This is a genomic window from Mycobacterium sp. SMC-2 (assembly GCF_025263485.1).
GTDB lineage: Bacteria > Actinomycetota > Actinomycetes > Mycobacteriales > Mycobacteriaceae > Mycobacterium.
This window is the reverse complement of sequence record NZ_CP079863.1, coordinates 3,332,766-3,358,192: the sequence shown is the minus strand read 5'-3', so window position 1 is coordinate 3,358,192 and position 25,427 is coordinate 3,332,766. Positions and strand designations below refer to the sequence as shown.

General features: G+C 64.1%; 24 protein-coding genes and 3 pseudogenes. 23 read left to right on the top strand and 4 right to left on the bottom strand.

The window, feature by feature from the left end:
- The first annotated feature begins 49 nt into the window (after positions 1-49).
- From KXD96_RS15795 to KXD96_RS15775, 5 genes are all read left to right on the top strand, one after another.
- Positions 50-1,606 (top strand): succinic semialdehyde dehydrogenase, encoded by a 1,557-nt coding sequence (locus KXD96_RS15795; RefSeq protein WP_260737130.1) that lies wholly within the window; start codon positions 50-52, stop codon positions 1,604-1,606.
- Positions 1,607-1,686: 80 nt separating this feature from the next.
- Positions 1,687-2,121, top strand: a complete 435-nt coding sequence (locus tag KXD96_RS15790; protein ID WP_260737127.1) for a DUF4383 domain-containing protein — start codon at positions 1,687-1,689, stop codon at positions 2,119-2,121.
- A 99-nt stretch (positions 2,122-2,220) separates the two neighbouring features.
- Positions 2,221-2,607 carry a DUF4189 domain-containing protein gene (locus KXD96_RS15785; RefSeq protein ID WP_260737124.1) on the top strand — a complete coding sequence of 129 codons (387 nt, stop codon included), beginning with the start codon at positions 2,221-2,223 and terminating at the stop codon, positions 2,605-2,607.
- A 71-nt stretch (positions 2,608-2,678) separates the two neighbouring features.
- Complete coding sequence (locus KXD96_RS15780; RefSeq protein WP_260737122.1) at positions 2,679-3,362, top strand: DUF2510 domain-containing protein; 684 nt, start codon at positions 2,679-2,681, stop codon at positions 3,360-3,362.
- Positions 3,363-3,385: 23 nt separating this feature from the next.
- Positions 3,386-3,544, top strand: coding sequence for a hypothetical protein (locus tag KXD96_RS15775; protein WP_260737120.1), 159 nt, complete (start codon positions 3,386-3,388; stop codon positions 3,542-3,544).
- 29 nt (positions 3,545-3,573) lie between these two features.
- Here KXD96_RS15775 and KXD96_RS15770 read toward each other — a convergent pair whose 3' ends face one another.
- Entirely contained in the window at positions 3,574-4,476 is a 903-nt protein-coding gene (locus KXD96_RS15770) for an alpha/beta fold hydrolase (RefSeq protein ID WP_260737118.1), read from the bottom strand.
- A 362-nt stretch (positions 4,477-4,838) separates the two neighbouring features.
- Complete coding sequence (locus KXD96_RS15765) at positions 4,839-5,609, bottom strand: cutinase family protein (RefSeq protein WP_260737116.1); 771 nt, start codon at positions 5,607-5,609, stop codon at positions 4,839-4,841.
- Positions 5,610-5,764: 155 nt separating this feature from the next.
- On the opposite strand from KXD96_RS15765, the pseudogene KXD96_RS15760 reads away from it, so the two are divergent.
- A pseudogene (locus tag KXD96_RS15760) lies at positions 5,765-7,345 on the top strand (APC family permease); the annotation flags it as partial.
- A 414-nt stretch (positions 7,346-7,759) separates the two neighbouring features.
- On the opposite strand, the gene istB (KXD96_RS15755) reads toward KXD96_RS15760, so the two are convergent.
- Both istB (KXD96_RS15755) and istA (KXD96_RS15750) read right to left on the bottom strand, forming a co-directional pair.
- Positions 7,760-8,572: an IS21-like element ISMyma9 family helper ATPase IstB gene (gene istB / locus KXD96_RS15755; RefSeq protein ID WP_225601307.1), complete on the bottom strand. Its 813-nt coding sequence runs from the start codon at positions 8,570-8,572 to the stop codon at positions 7,760-7,762.
- A complete protein-coding gene (gene istA / locus KXD96_RS15750; RefSeq protein ID WP_225601309.1) occupies positions 8,572-9,789 on the bottom strand; it encodes an IS21 family transposase in 1,218 nt (405 codons plus the stop codon). The genes istB (KXD96_RS15755) and istA (KXD96_RS15750) overlap by 1 nt, the downstream gene beginning before the upstream one ends.
- A gap of 410 nt (positions 9,790-10,199) precedes the next feature.
- Between istA (KXD96_RS15750) and KXD96_RS15745 the strand changes: the two genes are divergently transcribed.
- From KXD96_RS15745 to istB (KXD96_RS15665), 17 genes and pseudogenes are all read left to right on the top strand, one after another.
- Positions 10,200-10,826, top strand: coding sequence for a hypothetical protein (locus KXD96_RS15745; RefSeq protein ID WP_260737110.1), 627 nt, complete (start codon positions 10,200-10,202; stop codon positions 10,824-10,826).
- A gap of 3 nt (positions 10,827-10,829) precedes the next feature.
- Entirely contained in the window at positions 10,830-12,353 is a 1,524-nt protein-coding gene (locus KXD96_RS15740) for a radical SAM/SPASM domain-containing protein (protein WP_260737109.1), read from the top strand.
- Positions 12,354-12,731: 378 nt separating this feature from the next.
- Complete coding sequence (locus KXD96_RS15735) at positions 12,732-13,100, top strand: protease inhibitor I42 family protein (protein ID WP_260737108.1); 369 nt, start codon at positions 12,732-12,734, stop codon at positions 13,098-13,100.
- A gap of 210 nt (positions 13,101-13,310) precedes the next feature.
- Positions 13,311-14,270, top strand: a pseudogene (istA, locus tag KXD96_RS15730) (IS21 family transposase); the annotation flags it as partial.
- Between the two features lie 149 nt (positions 14,271-14,419).
- Complete coding sequence (gene istA, locus KXD96_RS15725) at positions 14,420-15,970, top strand: IS21 family transposase (RefSeq protein ID WP_260737107.1); 1,551 nt, start codon at positions 14,420-14,422, stop codon at positions 15,968-15,970.
- Entirely contained in the window at positions 15,967-16,782 is an 816-nt protein-coding gene (gene istB, locus KXD96_RS15720) for an IS21-like element helper ATPase IstB (protein WP_260737101.1), read from the top strand. The genes istA (KXD96_RS15725) and istB (KXD96_RS15720) overlap by 4 nt, the downstream gene beginning before the upstream one ends.
- A gap of 105 nt (positions 16,783-16,887) precedes the next feature.
- Positions 16,888-17,193 (top strand): annotated as a pseudogene (locus tag KXD96_RS15715) (Mu transposase domain-containing protein); the annotation flags it as partial.
- Complete coding sequence (gene istB, locus KXD96_RS15710) at positions 17,193-17,996, top strand: IS21-like element helper ATPase IstB (protein WP_260736539.1); 804 nt, start codon at positions 17,193-17,195, stop codon at positions 17,994-17,996. The pseudogene KXD96_RS15715 and the gene istB (KXD96_RS15710), both read left to right, overlap by 1 nt.
- 105 nt (positions 17,997-18,101) lie before the next feature.
- Positions 18,102-18,536: a hypothetical protein gene (locus KXD96_RS15705; protein ID WP_260737089.1), complete on the top strand. Its 435-nt coding sequence runs from the start codon at positions 18,102-18,104 to the stop codon at positions 18,534-18,536.
- A gap of 1,041 nt (positions 18,537-19,577) precedes the next feature.
- Positions 19,578-19,745, top strand: coding sequence for a hypothetical protein (locus KXD96_RS15700; protein WP_260737087.1), 168 nt, complete (start codon positions 19,578-19,580; stop codon positions 19,743-19,745).
- 151 nt (positions 19,746-19,896) lie between these two features.
- On the top strand, positions 19,897-20,511 hold the full coding sequence (locus KXD96_RS15695; protein ID WP_260737085.1) for a hypothetical protein: 615 nt from the start codon (positions 19,897-19,899) through the stop codon (positions 20,509-20,511).
- 136 nt (positions 20,512-20,647) lie between these two features.
- Positions 20,648-20,944, top strand: coding sequence for a hypothetical protein (locus KXD96_RS15690; protein WP_260737082.1), 297 nt, complete (start codon positions 20,648-20,650; stop codon positions 20,942-20,944).
- Positions 20,945-22,006 carry a hypothetical protein gene (locus tag KXD96_RS15685; protein WP_260737080.1) on the top strand — a complete coding sequence of 354 codons (1,062 nt, stop codon included), beginning with the start codon at positions 20,945-20,947 and terminating at the stop codon, positions 22,004-22,006. It abuts the gene before it with no gap.
- Positions 22,007-22,082: 76 nt separating this feature from the next.
- Positions 22,083-22,274 (top strand): hypothetical protein, encoded by a 192-nt coding sequence (locus KXD96_RS15680; RefSeq protein ID WP_260737077.1) that lies wholly within the window; start codon positions 22,083-22,085, stop codon positions 22,272-22,274.
- A gap of 401 nt (positions 22,275-22,675) precedes the next feature.
- Positions 22,676-23,011, top strand: coding sequence for a hypothetical protein (locus tag KXD96_RS15675; protein ID WP_260737073.1), 336 nt, complete (start codon positions 22,676-22,678; stop codon positions 23,009-23,011).
- Positions 23,012-23,376: 365 nt separating this feature from the next.
- A complete protein-coding gene (gene istA / locus KXD96_RS15670; protein WP_225601309.1) occupies positions 23,377-24,594 on the top strand; it encodes an IS21 family transposase in 1,218 nt (405 codons plus the stop codon).
- Positions 24,594-25,406 (top strand): IS21-like element ISMyma9 family helper ATPase IstB, encoded by an 813-nt coding sequence (gene istB, locus KXD96_RS15665; RefSeq protein WP_225601307.1) that lies wholly within the window; start codon positions 24,594-24,596, stop codon positions 25,404-25,406. The genes istA (KXD96_RS15670) and istB (KXD96_RS15665) overlap by 1 nt, the downstream gene beginning before the upstream one ends.
- Positions 25,407-25,427: the final 21 nt, after the last annotated feature.

Sequence of the window (25,427 nt, the reverse complement as noted above, 5' to 3'; positions counted from 1 at the left end):
GGGGATAGGCTGGTGTCCTGGACGCTGTGCTCATTGGGGAGGTAACGACATGCCCGCGCCGTCACCCGAAGTCTTCGACCGCCTGCGCCAGCTGGCCGCGATCAAGGACGTCAGCGCACGCCCGACCAAGACCATCGACGAGGTTTTCACCGGCAGGCCGCTGACCACGATCCCGGTCGGCACGGCCGAAGACGTCGAAGCCGCGTTCGCCGAAGCGCGCGCGGCGCAGGTCGAGTGGGCGAACCGTCCGGTCAGCGAGCGCATCGACGTCATCGCCCGCTATCGGGACCTGGTCGTGGAGAACCGCGAGTTCCTGATGGATCTCCTGCAGGCCGAGGCCGGCAAGGCCCGCTGGGCGGCGCAGGAGGAGATCGTCGACCTGATGGCGAACGCGAACTACTACGTGCGCGTCTCGGCGGACCTGCTGAAGCCTCGGACGGTGCAGTCACTGCTCCCGGGGATCGGCAAGACCACGGTTTGTTACCAGCCCAAGGGCGTGGTCGGGGTGATTTCGCCGTGGAACTACCCGATGACGCTGACGGCGTCCGACTCGGTGCCTGCGCTTGTGGCCGGTAACGCCGTGGTGCTCAAGCCGGACAGCCAGACCCCGTACTGCGCGCTGGCGTGCGCCGAGCTGCTCTACCAGGCCGGCCTGCCGCGAGCGCTCTACGCGATCGTGCCCGGCCCGGGCTCGGTGGTCGGCACCGCGATCGTCGACAACTGCGACTACCTGATGTTCACCGGCTCGACCGCCACCGGCCGACGGCTCGCGGAGCATTGTGGCCGCCGGCTGATCGGTTTCTCGGCCGAGCTCGGCGGCAAGAACGCCATGATCGTCACTCGGGGCGCCAACCTCGACAAGGCCGCCAAGGCGGCCACCCGCGCATGCTTCTCGAACGCGGGCCAGCTCTGCATCTCGATCGAGCGGATCTACGTCGAGAAGGACATCGCCGACGACTTCGTCGGCAAGTTCGGCGCCGCCGTGCGGGGCATGAAGCTGGGCACCGCGTATGACTTCTCGGTCGACATGGGCAGTTTGATCTCCGCGGGCCAGCTGGACACCGTGACGGACCACGTGGATGACGCGAAGGCCAAGGGCGCCAAGGTGATTACCGGTGGCAAAGCCCGGCCCGACATCGGACCGCTGTTCTATGAGCCGACGGTGCTGACCGACGTCACGCCCGAGATGGAGTGCGCGGCCAACGAGACGTTCGGGCCGGTGGTCTCGATCTACCCCGTCGCCGACGTGGACGAGGCGGTCCAGAAGGCCAATGACACCGAGTACGGGCTCAACGCCAGCGTGTGGGCCGGCTCCTCCGCGGAGGGTCAGCGGATCGCCGCCCGGCTGCGGTCGGGGACCGTGAACGTCAACGAGGGTTACGCGTTCGCCTGGGGCAGCCTCAGCGCGCCGATGGGCGGGATGGGCCAGTCCGGTGTCGGCCGCCGGCACGGTCCCGAGGGTCTGCTGAAATACACCGAATCCCAGACGATCGCGACCGCCCGGGTGTTCAATCTCGATCCGCCCCTTGGTATTCCGGGAACCCTGTGGCAGAAGTCGCTACTTCCCATCGTACGGACGGTGATGAAGCTTCCCGGCCGGAACTGACCGCGGCCGGTTCGCGTTGCCGTTGAATACTACCGGGCGTAGTATTCGGGCTAACCCACCGCGCACAAGGAGGTGCAGGCATGAGGTGGAGTTTGGCCCAGATCGGGCTGCTGATCATTTGCGCTTTTCATGTCGTTCAGGCCGTGATTGGCTTCATCGTCAATCCCAGTTTCGCGATCGGCCCCAATGCGCCGACCGTCCAGCTGCTCGGCATGGACTTCAATGGCTGGCACGCGGTCGCCGGTCTGGCGCTGTTCGCGCCGGGCCTGGTATTCGCTTTGCGTAAGTCGTGGGCCGTGCTGTATCTGCTGCTCGCCGCGATAGCCGGTGGGCTGCCGGGGATTTGGGCCTTTTTCTCGCATCAGGTCGCCTTCGTCTTCACCTTTCCCAACAACGTCACCGACGCGGTGGTGCATCTGGTGACCGCCGCGGTGATGCTGGCGGTGGCGGCGGTGCAGATCCGGCTGGACGGCGGGCTGAGATACTCCCTCGCCGATCTCCGGAAAGTGCGGTAGCGCAAGCGGTTCGCGAACGCCAAGGATTCCTTGAGGACATCGCAAGCCGGGCAGCCGATCCTGAGTTCGTCCACCGACGACGACTCGCGAGGTTCCGCAATGATCAGTCACCGCCTCTCCGCCTTGATCGCCTCGGCCGGCGCTAGCGCCGCCCTCTTCGGCGCTGCGGCCGCCACGTCACCCGCCGCGCAGGCGGCAGCCCCCGACCGTTACGCCGTGATCGCCTACTCCCCCGTGACCGGCTGGACGGGTTGGGAGAACAACGGCACCACCATGGAGGAGGCCACCCATATAGCGCTGGGCAACTGCCAGGTGCACGGCGCCGGATGCACCGTCGCGGGGTGGGCCCGGAACGCTTGCGTCGCTTTGGCCCTCGGATCCGGCCGGTGGGGCGCCCACTGGGGCCCGACCCCGGCGGCCGCGCAGAACGCGGCGCTGGCCATGGTCTCGGCCGGTCGCATCGTCGAGTTGCATTGCACCGGGTAGCGGCGAGCCACCGGGAGGTTCGCGAGGAAAGCGGGTAGCCGGGACGTCTCCGTCTCGACGAAAATGTATAGATGGCATCTGAGCAGGCGCCGCCCCCGCCAAAGTCGGCGCCGGGCTGGTATCCCGATCCCGCCGGGGTGGGCCACGGGCTGCAACGGTACTTCGACGGCACCAACTGGACCACCGAATGGGCGTTCTCCACAGACCCGCCGAAGAACGGCACCCCCGGAAAACCGGCCCTGGCCCTGGCGGCGCTGTGCGCCCTCGCTCTCCTCGTCATCCTCGGCAAAAGTTGGGTCTTCGACCCGAAGAAGGACAGCCCATCGAGCCCATCGAGCAGTTCGGCCACGGCGGGACCGCCGCAATCGACCGAGGCGGCACCCTCGACACCGGCCGGCCCCAAGAAGCCGGACGGAGTCACCTTCACCGTTGTCCCGGGCCCGAACGGCGACGTGGTCGACGCGCGATTCGCCATTCGTGACAATTACACCGAGCAGATGATCAAAGACGGCGCCCGGTTGGACACCATCGACATTCTCAGGTACGCAAGAGCGACGTATCCTGACGCATCCGCGGTGAACGTGCAGGGCACCTTCCCGATGACCGACCCGTACGGCAACACCTCCACTCACGTCGCCATCGACCTCACGTATTCGCGAGCAACGTTGAACAAGATCAACTTCGATGGCATCACCAAAAACAGCATCTGGGAGATTCGCGACTCCGGCACCGTCCTTCCGGCCTTTGAGCCGTAGGCCCGGCCACGGATAATCGCCTCATGCCCACCGAACCTTCGAACCCGCCACCGGCCGCACCGAAGCCGGCGCAGGCGCGCATCACCCCCGAGGACTTGGAGAGGTTCGGCGACGAGGAGCAGATGCGCGCGGCGTCGGACGAGGGCCGGCTCCACGACGAGCGACCGCCGCATCACGGCTAGCCCACCGCGCTGATCCCCCAAACAACGGCTCAGCCGGCGGCGATGCGGTCGATGTGGGCCAGGAAGTGCGTCAACACCGCTTCGGGCGCCTCGAGTTGTGGCCAGTGCCCGATGTCGTCGGCGAGCATCACCACATTGGGTTCGGGAATCACCTCGGCGTAGCGGCGCGCCATGTGGGCACCGGAGTTGGGGTCGACCGGCCCGTCGATCAACCGCATCGGCACCGAGGTCTGCCGCATGGCACGCACCCACCGGTTTCGGTGCGTGTAGCGATCGTTGATGAACCGGCCGACCTTGTGCAGGACCCGGCGGCCGTCGTTGTAGTCCAAGATCTGGTTGAACACGTCCATCATGTGCCGGGTCGGCTTGGTATTCGGGCCGAACATCTCGCGCAGCGTCGGCTCCAGCAGTCGCCGGGACAACGGACTGTCCTGCACGCGACTGAAGATGTCGCCCAATGGGGTGGCCGACATCAGCTTCTGCGCCGTTCTCGGTTTGTATGCCTCGATGAACATGCCACCGTTGAGCCAGGTGATCGAGTCGATTTGCAGCGCGCCGTAGGTTTGCTGACCGAATTCATGACGAGCCAACATTTCTTGGCCCACGGAATCACCTATGTCGTGGGCCAGGATGTGCGCATTGCGGACGTTGAGGTGCGCCAACAGCGCTTCGTGCATGTCGGCGTGGTCTCCCACCGAGTACTCGTAGGCCACCGGCTTCTCGGAGAACCCCATGCCGATCATGTCCGGTGCGATGACGGTGAACCGTTCGGTCAGCGTGGGCCAGATCCGCACCCAGTCAAAGGAATTGAAGGGATAACCGTGGATCAGCAGCAGTGGCGGGCCGCTGCCCTCCACTCGGTAGAAGATGTCGAAGCCAAGGTAGTCGAAGTACTCTCCGGCGGCCAGCCAGCGTCCTAGTTCAGCGTCCATGACGGTCATCATCCTTCGGCCCTTGAGGGCGTCGCCCGACAGCCCACTGTGCAAGCTACTCCTTCATGACAGGACCGGCTGGCCGCGACCAACAGCGTTGTGTGTCGAGTGCGAGTCGGTCGGGCGCGACCTGGGACATGGCCAGCTCACCGCGCCACTCGCGATGACACCACGTGGTGCGGAATCGCAAATGTTCAAGTCGACGTTGTCTCACAATCTCGAATCCTGAATTCTGCAGTGTTGCAGCCATATCCGTGATCCGACGTAGCGTAAGCCTACGAGTACGTCCATAGAAGAAAGCGCACGATAGCGGTGGCCGAGCTTGCGCGCGGTGCGCACCGAAAACCGCGGCGGCGCCGAGATTAACCGGCAGAGCCTTCGTTTGGAGGCGGGAACCCGACAGCGGTCGTCGGCGCGCCAAGGCCCGCGGGCCCCGCGGGACCTTCACCAAGACGACTGGCCGCAAACGCCGCACCCTGGTCGATCATTGCCGTGTTGCTCGAGTACGTGTCGTGGGCGGCGAAATTCATCCCGTCGGAGCAGATCGGGTCCCCGGGCGCGCATACCTGAATTGTCTTGGCCTGGTATAGCGGACCGATGACGACCGGCGGCTCGCCGAAGAAGTTCATCGCCTTCTCGCTCGGCAGGGAGAAGAGCACGACCGAGGAAACGTGGTTGGCCACCTCGGGGTCCATCGGCTTGGGCACGGTCGCCGGATCGATGCCAGCCGGTACGGCAGCCGAGGTGACAAAACCCATCACGGCCGCACCCTGGGAATAGCCGCCGAGCACCATCTTGGTGTTGGGGCAGTCGTGGGCCATCGATACGACATGCGCGCTCGCGTCACGAATACCCTCCTCGCCCGCGTTCGTCCAGTCGTGGGTAGCGGGATAGTTGACCGGATATACGTCGAGCGACTTACCGCCAACGCGCGGGCGCAGGGAGTCGACGAATGTCTGTCCAGTCGAACCAAGACCGGGCGGGTCATCGGTGCCGCGGGCGAACACCACCTGGACGTCCGGACACGGATCGGCGGAGGCAAACGGGATTGCACAAGCGAGGACCGAAGCGCTAACGCCCGACACCGCGGCCACCGCGGAAGCAAGGAAACGGGGGATGTGACGTGCGGTCATGGCGCCGTGTACCCAACACGTGCGATTCCCAAACCACGACTTTTCGGGCACTGACTGCGACGGAAACAGCACCGCGAGACCGGTAACAAGCACGACGCCCCCCGCACACCGTAGTCTCGTTAGCGCGGTTTCTGGCGATCAAGCAGAGCGGTGCGATGAACGAGGGCGAGGCTCCAACCGGTCAGGACAGCCATACCGGGGTGACCACCGTCAAGAGCAAAGGTCTCAGGGGCGGCGCACTCGGCCTGCTCTCCAGCGTCGTTGTCGGCCTGGCGTCCATGGCGCCCGCCTACAGCCTTGCCGCGACGCTGGGTCTCATCGTGGCCAGTGGCGGCGGGCAGCTCGCCGGCGTCAAAGCCCCGGCCATCGTTCTCATTTCATTCATCCCGATGTACTTGATCGCCATCGCCTACCAGGAACTGAACAAGGCCGAACCGGACTGCGGAACCACGTTCACATGGGCGTCGCGCGCATTTGGACCCTTCCTCGGATGGCTCGGCGGCTGGGGCATCATCGCCGCGCAAGTGATCGTGATGGCCAATCTCGTCGAGATCGCCGGGGCATACTCGTTCCGGTTCGCCGGCGGACTCGGTTGGCATTCGGTCGCGGACCTGACCACCAGCACGTTCTGGTCGACCATCGTGGGCGTCTTCTGGATCGTGATGATGACCTATGTCTGCTATCGCGGCATCGAAATCTCGGCCGGACTGCTGTACGCCCTGCTGTCCATTCAAATCGTGGTGCTGATTGGCTTTTCGGTGATCGCGCTGGTCAAAACGTATACTGGTGGTGCCCAAGCCTTTTCGCTGCGTCCGTCGCTGTCCTGGTTCTGGCCGGGCGATCTGGATTTCGGGACGTCCACCGCCCCAGCGGTTCTCATGGCCATCTTCATGTATTGGGGCTGGGACACCGCCCTGGCATGCAACGAGGAGTCCGACGACCCCAGCCGCACGCCGGGCCGCGCCGCCATCGTCTCGACTTTCCTGCTTTTGGCCACCTATGCCCTGGTGGCCGTGTCGGCCGTCGCGTTCGCCGGCGTCGGGACGCAGGGCATCGGGCTGGGCAACCCGCGCAACTCGAAAGACGTTTTTGCATCGATCGGTCCGGAATTGTTCGGCAGCGGTGCCCCCCGGCGGGTTGCACTGCTGTTGCTGGCGGCGTCGATCCTGACGTCTGCCCTCGCGTCGACGCAGACGACGATCTTGCAGACCGCGCGCACCGCCCTGTCGATGGGCGTGCACAAGGCGCTGCCTGACTCCTTCGCGAAGACTCACTCCCGCTACCTCACGCCGACCACATCCACCATCGCGGTCGGCGTGGTGTCCGCCCTTTTCTACGTCCTGTTCACGCTCATCAGCGCGAACCTGCTGGCCGCGCTGGTCGGATCGGTCGGGTTGATGATCGCTTTCTATTACGGGCTTACCGGGCTTGCGTGCGCGTGGTACTACCGCAATACCCTCACCGGGTCGGTGCGGAATTTTGTGATGCGCGGCGTGGTCCCGTTGCTGGGCGGCGTGGGCCTGCTGATCGTTCTCGTCTACGGGCTCGTCCAGTACGCCAAGCCCGAATGGCTGACCGACCGCGATGGCAACAACGTCACGATCCTCGGATTCGGCGCGGTCGCGGCAGTCGGTATCGGCGCGCTGCTGCTCGGAGCGATCGTGATGCTGCTCTGGTGGGCGATAGCCCCGGGCTTCTTCCGCGGCCGCACCCTGACGCGCGGCAACTCCAATGTGGATTCCGGCGGGACGGGCTTTCAACCAGCACGCCGATAATTGCCTTGTGGTGGCTAGAAGCTCACCACCATCCCTGACCAGGGTGAAGATTATTGGTCGGGCGGCCGTAACCTCCCGAACCAACTTCTACTTGTTAATCACCGCGTAGTCCTACCCCGCGGGACCCGCCCTGGGACGAAGAAGGCACCTCCCGTACTCCTGAAAAGTGCCTCAAAACGTGAAAGGGTTGAACCTGCGGCCACTATCTCAAGTTATACACTGACTGAGTTTCAGTGTGGTGCAATGGCTCTGGAAGTAGTCTGACAGCTGAGATCGTCTCGAGGCGTCCCAGTCGACTCACCTAATTCCCTAGTTGTTGTCGGCCCCGGTCGAATTTTGAGCAGTTTCTTCCGGTCGAAAACTGAGCAGGTTTGTTTACGGGGTTGAGTCTGCCTGACGGTCGGCTTCGACGGAGGGCAGGGACTCGATTGCGGTGTGTTTGATGCGGTAGCTGGCCCCTTTGAGGGCGATGACGTCGGCGTGGTGCACGATGCGGTCGATCATCGCTGAGGCGATGGTGGCCTCGCCGAAGACCTGGCCCCACCGGGAAAACGGCAGGTTAGAGGTCAAGATGATCGAGGATTTCTCGTATCGGGTGGACACCAGTTGGAAGAACAGGTTGGCCGCTTCGGTGTCGAAGGGTATGTAGCCGACTTCATCGATGACGATCAGCCCGATGCGCGAGATTTTGCGCAGCTCGGAATCGAGGCGCCCGATGCGGTGGGCTTCGGCCAGCCGGGTGACCCAGCCGGTGGCCGCCGCGAAGGCGACCCGGTGCCCGGCCTGGGCGGCTGCGATCGTTAACGCGGTCGCCAAGTGTGTTTTGCCGGTGCCCGGTGGTCCTAGCAGCACGATGTTGCGGGCTTCGGCCAGCCAGCCGCCGGCTTCTAGGCGGGCGATCTGTGCGCGGTCGACGTGGGGTTGGGCGGTGAAGTCGAAGTCGTTGATCGTTTTGATCGCCGGGAACCCCGCATAGCGGATGCGTTGCCGGGCACCAGATTCGGCCCGGGCATTGGATTCCACGGCTAGCACGGCAGCCAGGTAGTCCTCGAGTGACCAGCCCGCAGCGCGGCCTTGTTCGGCCAGCCGCCCGTAGTGGGCGGCGATCCGCGGGGCTTTGAGCAGCCGGGATTGGTGGGCGATCAGCTTGTCCGCCTCCCCGGGAACGGGAGCGCGTTTGGTGGCCATCAGGCGACCTCCCCGGTCCCAAACAGCGCGTCATAGGCCCCTAGATCGGCGACTTGGACCTCCACGTCCATGTGAGCACCCGCCGTCGGGCGGTCCCGGAAGTTCTCCCGCATGATCGCCGCCGCGGCCAGATGCTCAGGATCACCAACCAATCCCGCGGTGCCCCAGAGCCGTTGGTGGTCAGCGACCACCCGCTCACCACAGCGGGCCATCACCCGATCCAGCGATACGGACACGGTGATCATCCGACCGATCGCCTCGGGATGCACCGAATAGGCGTTGCCGCCGATGCTGACGTAGTAGTCGCGACCCAGCCGCGTGGTGATCATGGTGCCGGTGGCCGGGGCCACCGGCGGCAGCGCGGCCATCGCCTGCAGATCGGTGCCCAGCGCCTGGGCGGGGATCATCGTGGTCGTAGCGTGCCGGCGTGGGTTGGCCACCTGCGCCAGCCACTGCGCGAGCTGGGTGTTGAAGTCCGCAGGCGAGCAAAACCGCCGACCCGGCAGAAACGACGACCTCAAATAGCCGTTGACCCGCTCGACGAGCCCCTTGGTCTCCGGATCATAGGGGCGGGCCTGGATGAGCCGGGTGCCCAAGACTCCGCAGAACCCGGCCACCCCGTCGGCAAGCCGACCGCGTTGACCAATCCCGGCCTCGTTGTCCCACAACAATGTTCGCGGCACCGCGCCGATGCACCCCGAGAGCAGCTGCCACATGCCGCCCAGCAGATCCCCGGTGACCCGCGACGGGATCATCATCGCGGCGATAAACCGCGAGTAGGCGGCCACCATCACCAATACGGGAAACGATCGCAGCACTCCGGCATGGTCGGGCACCACCCGGCCGGGCAGCCACAGATCGCACTGCACCTGCTCACCGGGCAGATGCACCAGCCGGTCGCACGGATCAGCCGGGGCGTACTCCGGGCGAATCCGGGCAACGTTTTCCCCAAACCACGAGTGCCCACCCGTCCAACCCACTCGCTCGGCGATCACCGTCGCCGGCATCCTCGGATACGCGCTGAGCACCGCTCGCACGGCTGGCTCGAACTGCGCCCACGCCGAGGTCGTCACCGGCGCCCGCTCATAGCGCGGCGGACTATCCGAACCCAGCGCCTTGGCCACAGTGTTGCGTGACAGACCCAGCCGTCGGGCGATCGCAGCCTGCGACAACTTCTCCGACCGATACAGCCGGCGGATCTCAGCCCAATCCTCCACAGTGATCACTCTCCAATCGAAGGGTGCTCACTTTTCGACCGGAATCACCTGCTCACTTTTCGACCGGAACCGACAGTTGTGACAACTTCGCGCCAACCGCCAACCGTCGAGTCACATAGTGCGAATTTGTCTGCGCGATCCGCTTGACGTGCCGATGGTGGGCGCAAGACGGTCGGGAAATATGCGAATACTACCCACTCGTTGTCCACCCAGGTGGCAACCTCAGGCGCAGCAGGTCCAGCACTAGACCGTGTGCCTCCTGGTGCGTGCGCCCTCCCCAAAGTCAAGGACCAACGGCCCTAGGCCCAAGGTCCACCGACGCGGAGGCTCACTTCGTGCAGTGAGTCGAGACGTCTGTGTCGGAGCTCCATGCTGCGGCGGATGGTTCTACCACCTAGAAGGAGGAGATCATGGGGGAATCACGACAATTGGACCTGGTGTCCACGTACATGCAAGCGCCAGTAATTGGCGCGCACATCATCTCGCTTCGGCTCGACGAATCAGAGGCGGGCCACATGAAAGGCAAGCTCACTCTGGACCCCAACACCTGCACTCTGGACAGATGGGGAGACCACGGCGAATGCACCAAGATGGCCGTTATCCGCCAGGACGCGACGGCGACGGCGATGAAAGCCCTTGATCCCCAGGGCCATGACCGAGTCCTGTGGGTTGTCGATCTTCAGGGAACATCGACGGACAATGTCAATCTGATCGAGTACCCTCAAGCAAACCTTTGGTATTTGACGGCGGGTGGGGCCCACGGTACGGCGGTGGTGCCACTTTTTGATGCCCGGCTTTTCACTGCGGATCCGGCGGGCACGATCCAGATGCGCTATGGTATGCCGCTTCGCGATCTCACTCAGCGTGGCGATATTAACGAGATGCGAGCCGAGGCTGATGTCGTCCGGAATGCGTTGGAAGCGCTCGATGCGCATCCTGAGATCGGACAAGCCCGCCGGCTCGACGCCAGCCATGTCGCCGATGTGCGTGCAGCCTTGGCGGAACTCGATGATGCGCTGGCGAATCTGAAGGACTGACCGGTGACGCAACCGACACGGTTGCCGAGCGCGCAGGACTGGACGGCCGCCCGTCCCGTCTATGTGGTGTGGGAGCTGACGTTGGCCTGCAATCAGCGGTGCGGTCACTGCGGTTCTCGGGCGGCAGCGAAGCGCAGTGGCGAGCTCACATTAGACGAATGCCGCGATGTGATCGGTCAACTCGCGGCGCTAGGCACCCGGGAGATCACGCTGATAGGTGGAGAAGCGTATCTGCGGCGTGATTGGGTCGAGGTGGTTCGCGCGATCTCCGAGCACGGAATCCTCGCCACGCTGCAGACCGGTGGCCTTGGGCTTCACCCACGCGTTCTCGACGCCGCAATCGGCGCCGGTCTGCGCTCCGTCGGGATATCGATCGATGGGCCCGATGATGTGCACAACGAGCTGCGCGGCGTCCCGCGATCCGCCATATCAGCGTGGCGCCTTCTGACGCTATGCCGTGAACGCGGATTGCAGACGACGGTGAACACGACCGTGACGCCGCGATCATTACCGCGCCTGGAGGAAATGTTCGAGCGGCTCATTCAAGCCGGTGTATCCACCTGGCAGGTCGGCATCAACGTGGCCATGGGTCGGGCAGCCGACGACCCGGCTCTGCTGCTGCAACCGTATGAACTGCTCGACCTGGTGCCGCGGCTGGCCACGCTGGCCCGCGCCGGTCAACCCCGCGGCCTGGCCATCATGCCCGGAAACACGATGGGTTACTTCGGACCCGACGAGGCGCTGCTACGACACGGCGGCGATGCCCGCATGCATTGGACCGGATGCAACGCCGGTCGTAACGGCATGGGTCTGGAATCGGATGGCACGCTCAAAGCGTGCCCGTCGCTGCCACGCGACGGCTACGCCGCCGGTAATGTGCGCGAACTGCCAATCGAACAACTCTGGCAACACGACGGGGCACGATATTTACGCACCCGGACCGTGGATGATCTCTGGGGATTCTGTCGCACGTGTGTGTACGCGGCCGACTGCCTGGCTGGGTGTACTTGGGTAGGTCATTCCTTCCTGGGCCGGCCTGGCAACAATCCGTACTGCCACCACCGGGCACTCATGCTTCAGCAGCAAGGTTTACGCGAGCGGGTGCAACGGGTCAGCGCACCGCTAGGCGAGCCGTTTGACATGGGCGAATTTATTTTGATCCTCGAACCCGCGGATGGTCGCGGTCCCGGTCAGGTTGAGGTCCCGCCGCCCTGGTCTCGGCCCGACACGCGGGATCGCTCCGAGCGACCTGTGCCGCGCAAACTCACACTGTGTCCCGATTGCGGGCAGTATTCGGATGCGGTGGATGGGGAATGCCTCTACTGCGGCTGCGATTTGGCTCAGGCCAACATCGACCGCGCGCGGCATCTGGCTCAAGCCCGCCAAGCGCTGGTTCGCCTTCGCAAAACGCTTGACGAGTCATCATGGTGGCCTGAAGGGCAAGGGGGTGGCCTCAGGGAACGCGGAATTGCTGGCGGCAGCACAACGGCTTACTTCCCATCTTCCAGCGGAGATGAAGAAAGTTGAACATCTCTCTTTGCACAAAAGCCAACGGCATTCGTAGTCGGAGCCTGTGGCTGCCCCACAGAGAACTCGGCTGACGAACGTATCCAAATGACATCGAATACCGATCGGATCCATGCGCGCACCCATGAGATCGACTGCGTTAAAGGGCTATTCACCAGGTGATCCCACCGTCCTGCTACCCGAGATCATGCGATGTCGCACGGCGTGCTGCCAAAATCGGCTTCGTCGGCGTCGAATCGACCTCGCTGCTTGCTCGCAGCAACCGCGGCGAATGGATGGGACCAACGGCCCTAGCCGTGATATGCGTCTAAGCGCAGTCTTCCAGCATGCGCTGACGCGTATTCATTCTGTCAGTCAAGACCACAAAGGAGGAATCTGATGGACAAACCCGGATCGACGACGAATATTGTCGAACTTTCTCCGCATGTGACGGAGGGGCAATCGACCACAAGTGACGTTGCCTTGGGGATTGGCGAGGTGCTGAGACTGAGCTTAGATTCGAATCCCGGCAGCACTGGTTACAGCTGGACAGACGCACAAATCGCTGACGCTACCGTGGTGCAGCAGAAGAGTTGCGAATTTGTACCCCCACAAGGCGGCCTGATCGGCGCTCCGGGCACCGAGGTCTGGACGTTCGAGGCGTTAAAGACTGGAACCACCACCATCACAGTGGAAGAAATCGGGCCCGAGCCGAACACCGTTGGAGAAGCAGCGCGTCGCTTCGAAGCGAACGTTACCGTGCACTGATTACCGCTCGCTGGGAACGCTGCTGTCGACCCAAACTGGTCTGCGCGGAGTTCATCAAATCAAGACTCACGGCCCCACGGGGCACCCGACGATGCTGGGCAAAAGCAATTTTGTCCGCGGCACGTGAATTGTGACCCCGGCGCGGCAACTGAAAATTGACCCCCTGGTCCGGTGGCCTGGCTCTAGTCGAGCCAGGAGGACCAGAAGGGAATGTTGTCTGTGGAAGATTGGGCTGAGATCCGCCGCTTGCGCCGGGCCGAGGGCCTGCCGATCAAGGTGATCGCGCGGGCGTTGAAGATCTCGAAGAACACCGTGAAGTCGGCGCTGGCTGATGATGAACCGCCGAAGTACGAACGGCCGCCACGCGGTTCGATCGTCGACGAAGTCGAACCACGCATCCGTGAACTGCTTCAGGTCTATCCGACGATGCCGGCCACGGTGATCGCCGAGCGGATCGGCTGGCAGCGTTCCATCCGGGTGCTCTCGTCGCGGGTGGCCGAGCTGCGGCCGGTCTATCTGCCGCCGGACCCGGCCTCACGCACGGCCTACGTGGCCGGGGAGATCGCCCAGTGTGATCTGTGGTTTCCCGACGTCGAGATTCCGGTCGGGTTCGGTCAAACCCGCACCGCGACCCGGCTGCCGGTGTTGACCATGATCAGCGCCTACTCCCGCTGGCTGCTGGCCATGCTGCTCCCGTCGCGGCGGGCCGAGGATCTGTTCGCCGGCTGGTGGGAACTGATCAGCCGGCTCGGCGCGGTGCCGCGAGCACTGGTTTGGGACGGTGAAGGCGCGATCGGACGCTGGCGGGGTGGGCGGGTCGAACTGACCAAGGAATGCCAGGCATTCCGCGGGGTGCTGGCCACCAAGGTCATCGTCTGCCGGCCCGCCGACCCGGAAGCCAAAGGGCTTATCGAACGCTCCCATGACTATCTGGAGCGCTCCTTTCTGCCGGGCCGGGCGTTCGCCTCACCGGCGGATTTCAACACCCAGATGACTGACTGGCTGACCGTGGCCAACACCCGCACCCGTCGCGCCCTGGGCTGCGCCCCGACGGATCGGATTACCGCGGATCGGGCCGCGATGCTCGCGCTGCCGCCTGTGGCGCCGACGGTCGGCTGGTGCTCGTCGCTGCGGCTGCCCCGGGATCACTACATGTCGGCTGCCAGGAATAAGGGACCAGCTCGGCGCCGGTTTTGCCATGAGCATGGGACCACCCGATTGCCAGTGATGGGACCATCTGGCTAGCTGTTTTGCCAGTTATGGGACCACCCCGGCGTGGCGTTGGGGGCTTCCGGTTGCTCGGCCGCTGTATTGGCCGAATGAGCTACCGGGAGGTGTCGGTGATCGAAGTCAGGGAGATGCTGCGGTTGTGGCTGCAGGGTCATGGGTTGCGCGAGGTGGCCCGGTTATCGGGCACGGACCGCAAAACGGTGCGCCGGTATGTGGACCGCGCCCGCGCGTGCGGGCTGGACCGTGACGGCGACGGGTGTCAGTTGACCGACGAGCTGTTGGCGGCGGTGATCGCCGGCGTGCGGCCGAGTCGGCCCAACGGCAAGAGCCAGGCCTGGGAGACCATCGCCGCCCAGCACGAGCAGATCAAGGCGTGGCTGAAGCAAGACTTGACTCTGACGAAGGTGCACACGCTGCTTGGGCGTCGGGGCGTGGTGGTGTCGTATCGAACGTTGCATCGCTATGCCACAACGGAATTGGGGTTCGGGATTCGGCAGGCCACGGTGCCGGTGGCCGATTGCGAGCCCGGTGCTGAACTGCAGGTCGATTTCGGTCGGCTCGGAATGCTCACTGATGCCGCGGATGGCCGCCGGCGGGTAGTGCAGGGGTTGATCTTCACTGCGGTGTATTCGCGGCACATGTTCGTCTGGCCGACCTACCGGCAGACGCTTCACGAGGTGATCGCCGGGTTTGAGGCCGCGTGGGCATTCTTCGGCGGGGTGTTCGCGGTGGCGATCCCCGACAACATGAAGGCCATCGTCGACAAGGCTGATGCGACCGATCCGAAACTTAATGACGCCTTCCGCGAATACGCTCAGGCGCGGGGCTTCGTCGTGGACCCCACCCGCATCCGCAGCCCGCGCGACAAGCCTAGGGTTGAGCGCTGTGTCCAATATGTTCGGTCGAATTTCTTTGCTGGAGAAGACTTTCGGAATCTGAGTGACTGCCGGGCACGAGCCGAGCAGTGGTGTGGGCAGGTGGCGGGGATGCGGATACACGGCACCACTCGGCTGCGCCCGGCCGAGGTATTCGCCACCGACGAGCTACCCCACCTCAAACCGGCACCCGACGAGGTGTTCGACATCCCGACCTGGAGCCGGCCCAAGGTGGCTCCCGATCGGCACGTGCAGGTCGCCAAGGCGCTCTACAGCGTTCCCGGTGAGCTGATTGGGCGCCGGCTGGATGCCCGGGTGGATGCGCGCACGGTGAAGCTGTATTGGCGCGGTGAGCTGATCAAGGTCCATCCGGTCATGGCGCCAGGACGCCGCCATACCGACCCCGCTGATCTACCGGCCGAGGTGTCGGTCTATGCGATGCGAGATATCAACACCTTGCAGCGCAAGGCATCCGCACACGGGCAGCATGTCGGCGCCTACGCGGCGGCGGTGCTGGAGCATCCGCTGCCGTGGACCAAGATGCGCCAGGTCTACCGACTCCTGGGACTGGTGCGCCGCCACGGCGCCGACGCGGTCGATGACGCCTGCCAGCGCGCGCTGGACGCCGAGGTCATCGACGTCGGGCTGATCGAGCGCATGCTTACCCGCGGTGCCGGCGCACAGCTGCCGCTGATCCCGAACCCGCCGCAGGCGTCGCGGTTCGTCCGCGCGGCCACCGACTTCGCGGTGCGCAGGCCCTCATGAGCACAACCCGCCGCCCCGATGCCACCCCCGCGGTCAAGCCGATCGAGGTGTCTGCAGACCTCAAAGCGCTGATGCGCCGCCTCAAGCTCGGCCGCCTGCTCGACACCCTGCCCGAACGGCTCGCGCTGGCACGATCGAATCGGCTGCCACACCACGACTTCCTGGAAATGCTGCTAGCCGATGAGGTCACCCGCCGCGACCGCGAGTCCGCCGCCCGCCGCGCCAAGACAGCACAATTGGATCCGCAGATGCAGCTGCAGGCCTGGGATGACACCGCCGCGGTCAGCTACGACCGCCAACTATGGGCAGAGTTGACCTCGCTGCGGTTTCTGGCCGACGCCTACAACGTGCTCATCATGGGACCGGTCGGAGTCGGAAAAACGTTCCTGGCCAACGCATTAGGCCACATCGCCGTGCGACGTCACCACAGCGTGCATACCGAACGCGCCGACAAACTGTTCAAACGCCTCCGCGGAGCACGGCTAGACGGCAGCTATGAAGACGAGATGCGCAAACTACACCGCGTCGAGCTGCTCATCATCGATGACCTCGCGTTGCACCGGCTTGAGGCCACCGAGACCAATGACTTCTACGAGCTCATCGTGGAACGCCACCGCACCGCATCAACGGTCATCACCAGCAACCGCGAACCACCGGAGATCCTCACCATGATGGCCGACCCACTCCTGGCCCAGTCGGCGATGGACCGGCTCCAATCCGCGGCCTACGAACTCGTCGTCGAGGGCGAGTCCTACCGGCAACGCCAGAAACCCCGTCCTCGAAAGCCGGTCAATTCGGACCAGCCGAATTGACCAGCAGCCAGGTCATCAGTCACCATCACCCCACGGCCAGCAACCGGAAACAACCGGTCCCATGCTCATGGCAAAACGGTGGTCCCATCACCCTGGCAAGCGACACACTACATCCGTCTGGACAGCAACGACTACTCGGTGCACCCGAGCGCGGTCGGTCGCCGGGTCCTGGTCCGGGCGGACTTGGATCGGGTGCAAGCGTTCTGCGACGGGCAGACCGTCGCCGAGCACGACCGGATCTGGGCCACCCATCAGACGATCTCCGATCCGGTGCACGTGGAGGTGGGGAAGGTGTTGCGGCGCAGACGCATCCAGATCCCACCACCCCCGCTCGCCTCTGAGGTGCCGGTGCGAGACCTGTCGTCCTACGACACCGCGTTCGGGGTGGATCTTGACGGCGGGGCCGCCTGATGGCCACCACCAAAACCACCACTGCCGGGCGGGACGTGACCACCGAGTTGGCGTATCTGACCCGTGCACTCAAGGCACCCACCCTGCGGGACTCGATTGCCCGGTTGGCCGAACGGGCCCGGGCCCAGAACTGGACCCACGAGGAATATTTGGCGGCGTGCCTGCAACGTGAAGTCTCTGCTCGCGAATCCCACGGCGGCGAGGGACGTATCCGAGCGGCACGCTTCCCGGCACGAAAGTCTCTGGAGGAGTTCGACTTCGACCATGCTCGCGGACTCAAACGCGACACCATCGCGCATCTGGGCACGCTGGACTTCGTCACCGCCCGCGACAACGTCGTGTTCCTCGGCCCACCGGGCACCGGCAAGACCCACCTGGCCATTGGGCTGGCGATACGGGCCTGTCAGGCCGGCCACCGCGTCCTGTTCGCCACCGCCGCCGAATGGGTCGCCCGACTCGCCGAAGCGCATCACGCCGGACGCATCCACGCCGAACTGACCCGCCTCGGGCGCTACCCGCTCATCGTGATCGATGAAGTCGGCTACATCCCGTTTGAACCCGAGGCGGCCAACCTGTTCTTCCAACTGGTCTCGGCCCGCTACGAGCGCGCCAGCCTGATCGTCACCTCCAACAAAGCCTTCGGCCGCTGGGGCGAGGTGTTCGGCGACGACGTCGTGGCCGCCGCCATGATCGACCGCCTCGTCCACCACGCCGAAGTCATCACCCTCAAAGGAGACAGCTACCGACTCAAAGACCGCGACCTCGGCCGCACACCTACCGCAGCGGCCACCACTGAGGAATAATCACCAACCACCCCGGCAGGGGGTCAATTTTCACCTGCCGCCAGGGGGTCAATTTTCAGCCGCCGCCGACAAATTTGACATTCTCCGCCCGGCCACCCCGGCTGGTTGAGCAACCAAGAAGCAGGCACGATACCTGATTCCGTCCCTCAACTCAGCGGCCGCCGTGCGACGTTTAGGTATGCAGGCCACCGAATCAACGACTATGAAAGGCAGATCGCGATGGAGCTTTGCGGTCAATGGAAGGCATGGCATGACCGAATGCCAGGTGGAGCGCCGACGCTTCACGTTACCGGGAAATGCTGCTTTCCTACAGCGGGTTGGAAGGCCGCGCTGCAGCGACGTGAACCTCAGGGCTTCAACCCGACGATCCTGATGCTGGAACTTGTTGTCACACGCCCCGAGGCGCCCACAGCTCAAGTCTTGACCGAATTGGATATCAGTTGGATAGAGGAGACTGACACGCGCTACGCGCAAGTCTCCGTGGAGGTGGTCGGGGCGACTGCTGAAGGTAAGGTCATCGATGTAGAGCAGGTCAGTTAATCAAGCCGGCACGAAGGTCGTTGGCCCGCAGCGGATGTCATCGCGGTTACGCTGCAGTGTGCGGACGGCGGTCCTTGCGTGCCGATCGCGCGGGCGGAGCCTCTTCCCTGTTCGGGTCGCGGCACCCGGCCGTACAGACGGTTCTGGGGATTGCCAAAGTTGGTGCGGCTTCAATTCCTGCAATGCTGCGTGGTCGCATGGCCGAGGTGTGAAGATGACTTTTGGCACTAGCTGGACCGAACTGGCGCGCATAAATTGGCAGTCGGGAACTTCGTCTAGGTAGGAAGGGAGTAACCGCAATGGCACCTACCGGCGAGGAAGCGGGGAGCGCCAAAGATCTGCCTGGTTTCTGCCCAGAGCATTGTCCAAAGACGGTGAACGGAAAGCAGTGCAGAAGCACATGCCGCAATGATAAGGGTCACTCCGGAAGCCATCTGTGCGCCTTGAAAGGACACACCTGGTGACGGAAAACGACGGCTGACCCCGCCAGGTAGACCCGAGCTGCCCACACGTCCGCACACGGCATGCCAGCGATTTGGCGGGTCGTCTACAGAATCAGTGACATTAACGAGGCGGGCAAGCGCGCGAATAGCACAGGCTCACGAAGGGAGTAATCCTGATGGCACCCACCCACGAGGAAACCGAGAGCACCAAAGACACGGAAGGTTACTGCTCCAACCATTGTCCAAAGAAAGTGAAAGGAAAGACATGCAGCGCCACATGCCGGAATAACAAGGGTCACTCCGGAAGCCACGTGTGCGCGGCTGGACACACCTTCTCCTGACGTAACACGACGGCCGACCCGCCGGGGGAAATCCATAACGCCCCACCGGTCCGCGCTGGGCAACGAATCAACTTGGCGAGGAGTCGGGAGATACCGGCGCCGTTGCCTCGGCGCCGGACCCCGAATATGTGCATCTCATCGTCCAGCCGCTGACGATGCCAGGCCAGCAGCAGACCAGCGAAATCGTGCGGATACGGCACGCAGATGTAGTTGCTTGGACTGTAGGCTGATGGGCTGCCCGGCCTACGCTGGAAACCATGCCCAAACACCCGTTTCACGAGGAGCGCCCCGACCATCTGCCGGTATCGGCCGAAGTGTGGGACCAAGCGCGCCACTGGTCCGGTGGCCATGACGCCATGACCCGCGTCCTCTACCAGGCCATCAAGAAGCTTGAGACGGAGATCATCGCCCTACGCGGCAAGTAGCAAGCCCCGACAGGCCGCGTGTTCTCACGGCCGTCGGACATTTGCTTGTGGTTCCAGCTGCGAAGGCTCGCCGCGCGGGGAACCCGACTTGTCGGTGTGCGCGGCTATATTCCGGTCTATCTGGTGCACCACAGCGAAAGGCACGTCTCCGGTGAACAGCATTGTGTTCGAGATCAGAACGGCCGAGGGCGAAACTGTAGAGACGGTGGGCCTCCTTCTTTTTGCCAATCAGGATGTAGAAGAGCAGCGTGCCGCAGTCAAAGAGCTTGCCGTCGATCTTGTGGGTTCCTCGGGTGTGGCGCCCGTAATCGAAGAAAAGTTGCGCCCCGGCCTCGGCGGTGGTGGTGGTGGTGTTGGTGGTGGTGTTGGTGGTGGCGTCGGTGGTGGCGGCATCACATCGCAGTTTGTTGATTTCGTGGTTCATCTGACCGGCGTGGATGATCTTCTCACCGTGGCGAGAAATGCAGTGTACGCCGGTGCCGTGTGGGCTGGTGTACAAAAGCTGGCCAAGCGTTTTGGTGCCGAGCCCGTGGGTCATGAAGTGATACAGATGATTGAACTGCAGGCACAGCGCACAGCCGGGGAGGCAATTAAGGGGCGATACGGGGTAGAAGAACACGAATTGACCCAAGTTAGTTCGAGCTTTGACACCTCTCATGGACAGCTCGTCTACCGCGGAAAAGATGGCTCCATCTTCATCGTGTACGTCGATGGTGAGACGGGCCTCATGACCCGGGTTACTCGAATACCGCCTGAAAAATCGTAGTTACTCGGGTTCGTCGGAAACCTCTGCAGCTCAATGGACAGTGCCTCGTCGGTATCCAATTCCGAGGCCGCCAGAAGCGACCCCGCCCCGGGCGGGGTGAAGACCGCCGGTTCAGCTACGGACCTAAACTCGGCTGGTGGGATCGAATGGACTACAAGTCGCTCTGGCCGAGCTGGGAGCCACGGCCAGCGGATGGCAAGGGCTCGGTGCGCAGCTGACCGTGCTCGCGCCACCTTCGCCAGGGCAGCCGTTCCAACCCACCACGGCAGCGGTGAACAGTCTTAACGCCGCCATCGGCGCTGCCGCCGCATCATTGGCCGCCCGTACTCAATCAACGAAGGGTGGGGTGGTCAGCGCTACCGGAGGGTACGGCAGCCAAGAGGCGACCAACGCCACCGACATGTCCAACATTACGCAGGTGACGGTGGTCTAGATGGCCGTCACCTTGTCGGAGATACGGGCGTGGAGCACCGAGCCTTTGGTCAATGCCGCCACCTATTGGAGCAAGACCGCCGACCAGTGGGAAGACGTTTTCTTAACCATGCGGAGCCAGTCCCAGTCCATCACCTGGCAAGGCGCTGGGGGCGATGCGTTGCGGCAGCGCACGAGTGCCGATCTATCCACCGTGAGCGGCAAAGCCGATCAGTTGCGCCAGGCAGCAGGGATTGCGCGTAACGGCGCGAGCGACATCAGCGCGGCCCAACACCGGGCGTTGTACGCCGTCGAGGACGCCCAAAATGCGGGATTCGATGTCGGAGAAGACCTTTCGGTTTCCTACACCGAACGCGGCGGCACCCCGGCAGAGCAGGCCGCTCGCCAAGCCCAAGCCGAACAGCTGGCCAGTGAAATCTGGTCGCGCGCCGCAGCGCTAGAGGGTGCTGACGCCAAGGTTGCGGGTCAATTGACCGCCACCGCAGGCGATGTCGGCAACGTCAGCTTTGCGAACCCACGTGGTGGGCAAAACTCCGCGACAAAAGGCGGCAGCCAGAACGGGCAAGGCTCGCCGAATGGCGGCCGGAACGGACACGTAACCCCTGCCGTTGCCGACGGGCAACACGGCGGCGTCCAGTTGGTTGACTTCACACAGGACAACGCCACCAATCCACCGCCATTTGCGCCGTGGGACACCCCTGACGGGACGCCGCCGCCACCGTCCCAGCCCGGCGGGTTTCTTCCGCAGTACCAACAGAGCATCGCGGCTCCCCCAGCGCCTAAGCCTGGCCCGCCGGCATCCCCGCTGCCGAGCCCCTCGACAACCCCACTGCCGAACCCCACGGTCGTTGGTCCGGCCGCTGCTGCGCCCGCAAAACCTCCATGCAGCCCGTACGACGCGACGAAAGCAATCCTGGAACCCCCAGTCGGCATGGTCGGGATCTTGACCGCAGTCCCTGAGAGTCTGACCCTCGCGGGGATTCCCGTCGCGCTCGGTCAAATCGCTGCCGGTACGGTAGCGGTCGCTGACGGCCTGGACGCTGCCGACAAGTGCCTCCCTTGATGCCGCGAACAGCACATACTGGACGATGACTGGCATGCTCAATCCAGACACCCCACCGACAGGGGAGAATGCGCGCGTGAAGACGAACCCCCGGTACCTCGCCGCGTTCTACGCGGTGATGTCTGTGCTGTCCTTGGCCCTGTTCGTGCTGAATGTCTGCACCAATGGCACGATGCTGGGCCTGGTCGGTACTGGAGGTCTCGCCGTGTTGATGGGCTATAGCGCCTACCGGGCCTGGCTCGGCAAGCGACGCTTCGATCAGCAATAGGCGCGGCGACCAGATTCGCTTCACCGCGGGCAGAAATAAGCAAATACTGGGACGCGGCGACGCAATCCTGCTGCTGAAAGCGCTACATCGGAGCCACCCTCGTGGCCACAGTGGTCGTCGGGCAGCATGGGTATTGGGCTTACCGATAGAACCTCAGTAAACCTGTTCTTGTTGGTCGGGCTGACAGGATTTGAACCTGCGACCACTTGACCCCCAGATATGTTTTCTACGTGCGTCCATGTTCGCGTATGTTCGGTTTTGCGTGGTGGAGACCATTTTCCTACATCGGCGAACCCCGGCGAACATGCGCTAATTGGCGTAACAATTGGCGTACATAGCTGTTTGCTGATGTTCGGCAACGCGGCCTCTCCCCCGACCCCGAGAAGAGGAGATACCGCCAAATGCAAACCGACAACGCGGCCACCACACCGCTCGACGACGCCCCCAGCGTGCGGCTCATCATCTCTGCCCCGCCCGATGCCACCGAAGTTCACGACGACGACAAGCGGCTTTTGCACAGGTCAGATACTCCGCAGTTGTTCGAGGGTATCGCCGCGCAGGTCCAGGTGATCACGGTCCGGGTGCACGGTCTGCAGCGCTCCAACGGCACTTGCCGGCGGTGGGTGACCGTCGACACGCGACCGGGTACTGATGAGGAGATGTTGGAGCCCGAGGCGGTGCGGCAGTTGGCCGCAGCGTTGGTGGCTGCCGCGGATGAGATCGAGGCCCGGCGATGACCATGACAGCTGCCCCACAGAAGGCAGTTGAGCCAGTCCACGATGCCGCTTTTGATGCGATCGTGGCTGTGTTCGGCGATTGGCCGCACTGCGAGATGCGGACCTTGTCCGGGGGCACGTGTCCGCGTGCTGCGCGGTGGCGGATTGATCTGCACGGGTGCGAGCAGGCCATTGTGTGCGGGCAGCACAAGAAAGCGTGGATCCGGGAGTCGCTTGCTAACCTGTGGCGCGGTATTCGGCCCCGCTGCGTGCATTGCGGCAAAGTGTTCGACAGCTTGGACGACGCGGTCTGTCGGTTCCGGTCGAAAAGTGAGCAGGTGATTCCGGTCGAAAAGTGAGCACCCTTCGATTGGAGAGTGATCACTGTGGAGGATTGGGCTGAGATCCGCCGGCTGTATCGGTCGGAGAAGTTGTCGCAGGCTGCGATCGCCCGACGGCTGGGTCTGTCACGCAACACTGTGGCCAAGGCGCTGGGTTCGGATAGTCCGCCGCGCTATGAGCGGGCGCCGGTGACGACCTCGGCGTGGGCGCAGTTCGAGCCAGCCGTGCGAGCGGTGCTCAGCGCGTATCCGAGGATGCCGGCGACGGTGATCGCCGAGCGAGTGGGTTGGACGGGTGGGCACTCGTGGTTTGGGGAAAACGTTGCCCGGATTCGCCCGGAGTACGCCCCGGCTGATCCGTGCGACCGGCTGGTGCATCTGCCCGGTGAGCAGGTGCAGTGCGATCTGTGGCTGCCCGGCCGGGTGGTGCCCGACCATGCCGGAGTGCTGCGATCGTTTCCCGTATTGGTGATGGTGGCCGCCTACTCGCGGTTTATCGCCGCGATGATGATCCCGTCGCGGGTCACCGGGGATCTGCTGGGCGGCATGTGGCAGCTGCTCTCGGGGTGCATCGGCGCGGTGCCGCGAACATTGTTGTGGGACAACGAGGCCGGGATTGGTCAACGCGGTCGGCTTGCCGACGGGGTGGCCGGGTTCTGCGGAGTCTTGGGCACCCGGCTCATCCAGGCCCGCCCCTATGATCCGGAGACCAAGGGGCTCGTCGAGCGGGTCAACGGCTATTTGAGGTCGTCGTTTCTGCCGGGTCGGCGGTTTTGCTCGCCTGCGGACTTCAACACCCAGCTCGCGCAGTGGCTGGCGCAGGTGGCCAACCCACGCCGGCACGCTACGACCACGATGATCCCCGCCCAGGCGCTGGGCACCGATCTGCAGGCGATGGCCGCGCTGCCGCCGGTGGCCCCGGCCACCGGCACCATGATCACCACGCGGCTGGGTCGCGACTACTACGTCAGCATCGGCGGCAACGCCTATTCGGTGCATCCCGAGGCGATCGGTCGGATGATCACCGTGTCCGTATCGCTGGATCGGGTGATGGCCCGCTGTGGTGAGCGGGTGGTCGCTGACCACCAACGGCTCTGGGGCACCGCGGGATTGGTTGGTGATCCTGAGCATCTGGCCGCGGCGGCGATCATGCGGGAGAACTTCCGGGACCGCCCGACGGCGGGTGCTCACATGGACGTGGAGGTCCAAGTCGCCGATCTAGGGGCCTATGACGCGCTGTTTGGGACCGGGGAGGTCGCCTGATGGCCACCAAACGCGCTCCCGTTCCCGGGGAGGCGGACAAGCTGATCGCCCACCAATCCCGGCTGCTCAAAGCCCCGCGGATCGCCGCCCACTACGGGCGGCTGGCCGAACAAGGCCGCGCTGCGGGCTGGTCACTCGAGGACTACCTGGCTGCCGTGCTAGCCGTGGAATCCAATGCCCGGGCCGAATCTGGTGCCCGGCAACGCATCCGCTATGCGGGGTTCCCGGCGATCAAAACGATCAACGACTTCGACTTCACCGCCCAACCCCACGTCGACCGCGCACAGATCGCCCGCCTAGAAGCCGGCGGCTGGCTGGCCGAAGCCCGCAACATCGTGCTGCTAGGACCACCGGGCACCGGCAAAACACACTTGGCGACCGCGTTAACGATCGCAGCCGCCCAGGCCGGGCACCGGGTCGCCTTCGCGGCGGCCACCGGCTGGGTCACCCGGCTGGCCGAAGCCCACCGCATCGGGCGCCTCGATTCCGAGCTGCGCAAAATCTCGCGCATCGGGCTGATCGTCATCGATGAAGTCGGCTACATACCCTTCGACACCGAAGCGGCCAACCTGTTCTTCCAACTGGTGTCCACCCGATACGAGAAATCCTCGATCATCTTGACCTCTAACCTGCCGTTTTCCCGGTGGGGCCAGGTCTTCGGCGAGGCCACCATCGCCTCAGCGATGATCGACCGCATCGTGCACCACGCCGACGTCATCGCCCTCAAAGGGGCCAGCTACCGCATCAAACACACCGCAATCGAGTCCCTGCCCTCCGTCGAAGCCGACCGTCAGGCAGACTCAACCCCGTAAACAAACCTGCTCAGTTTTCGA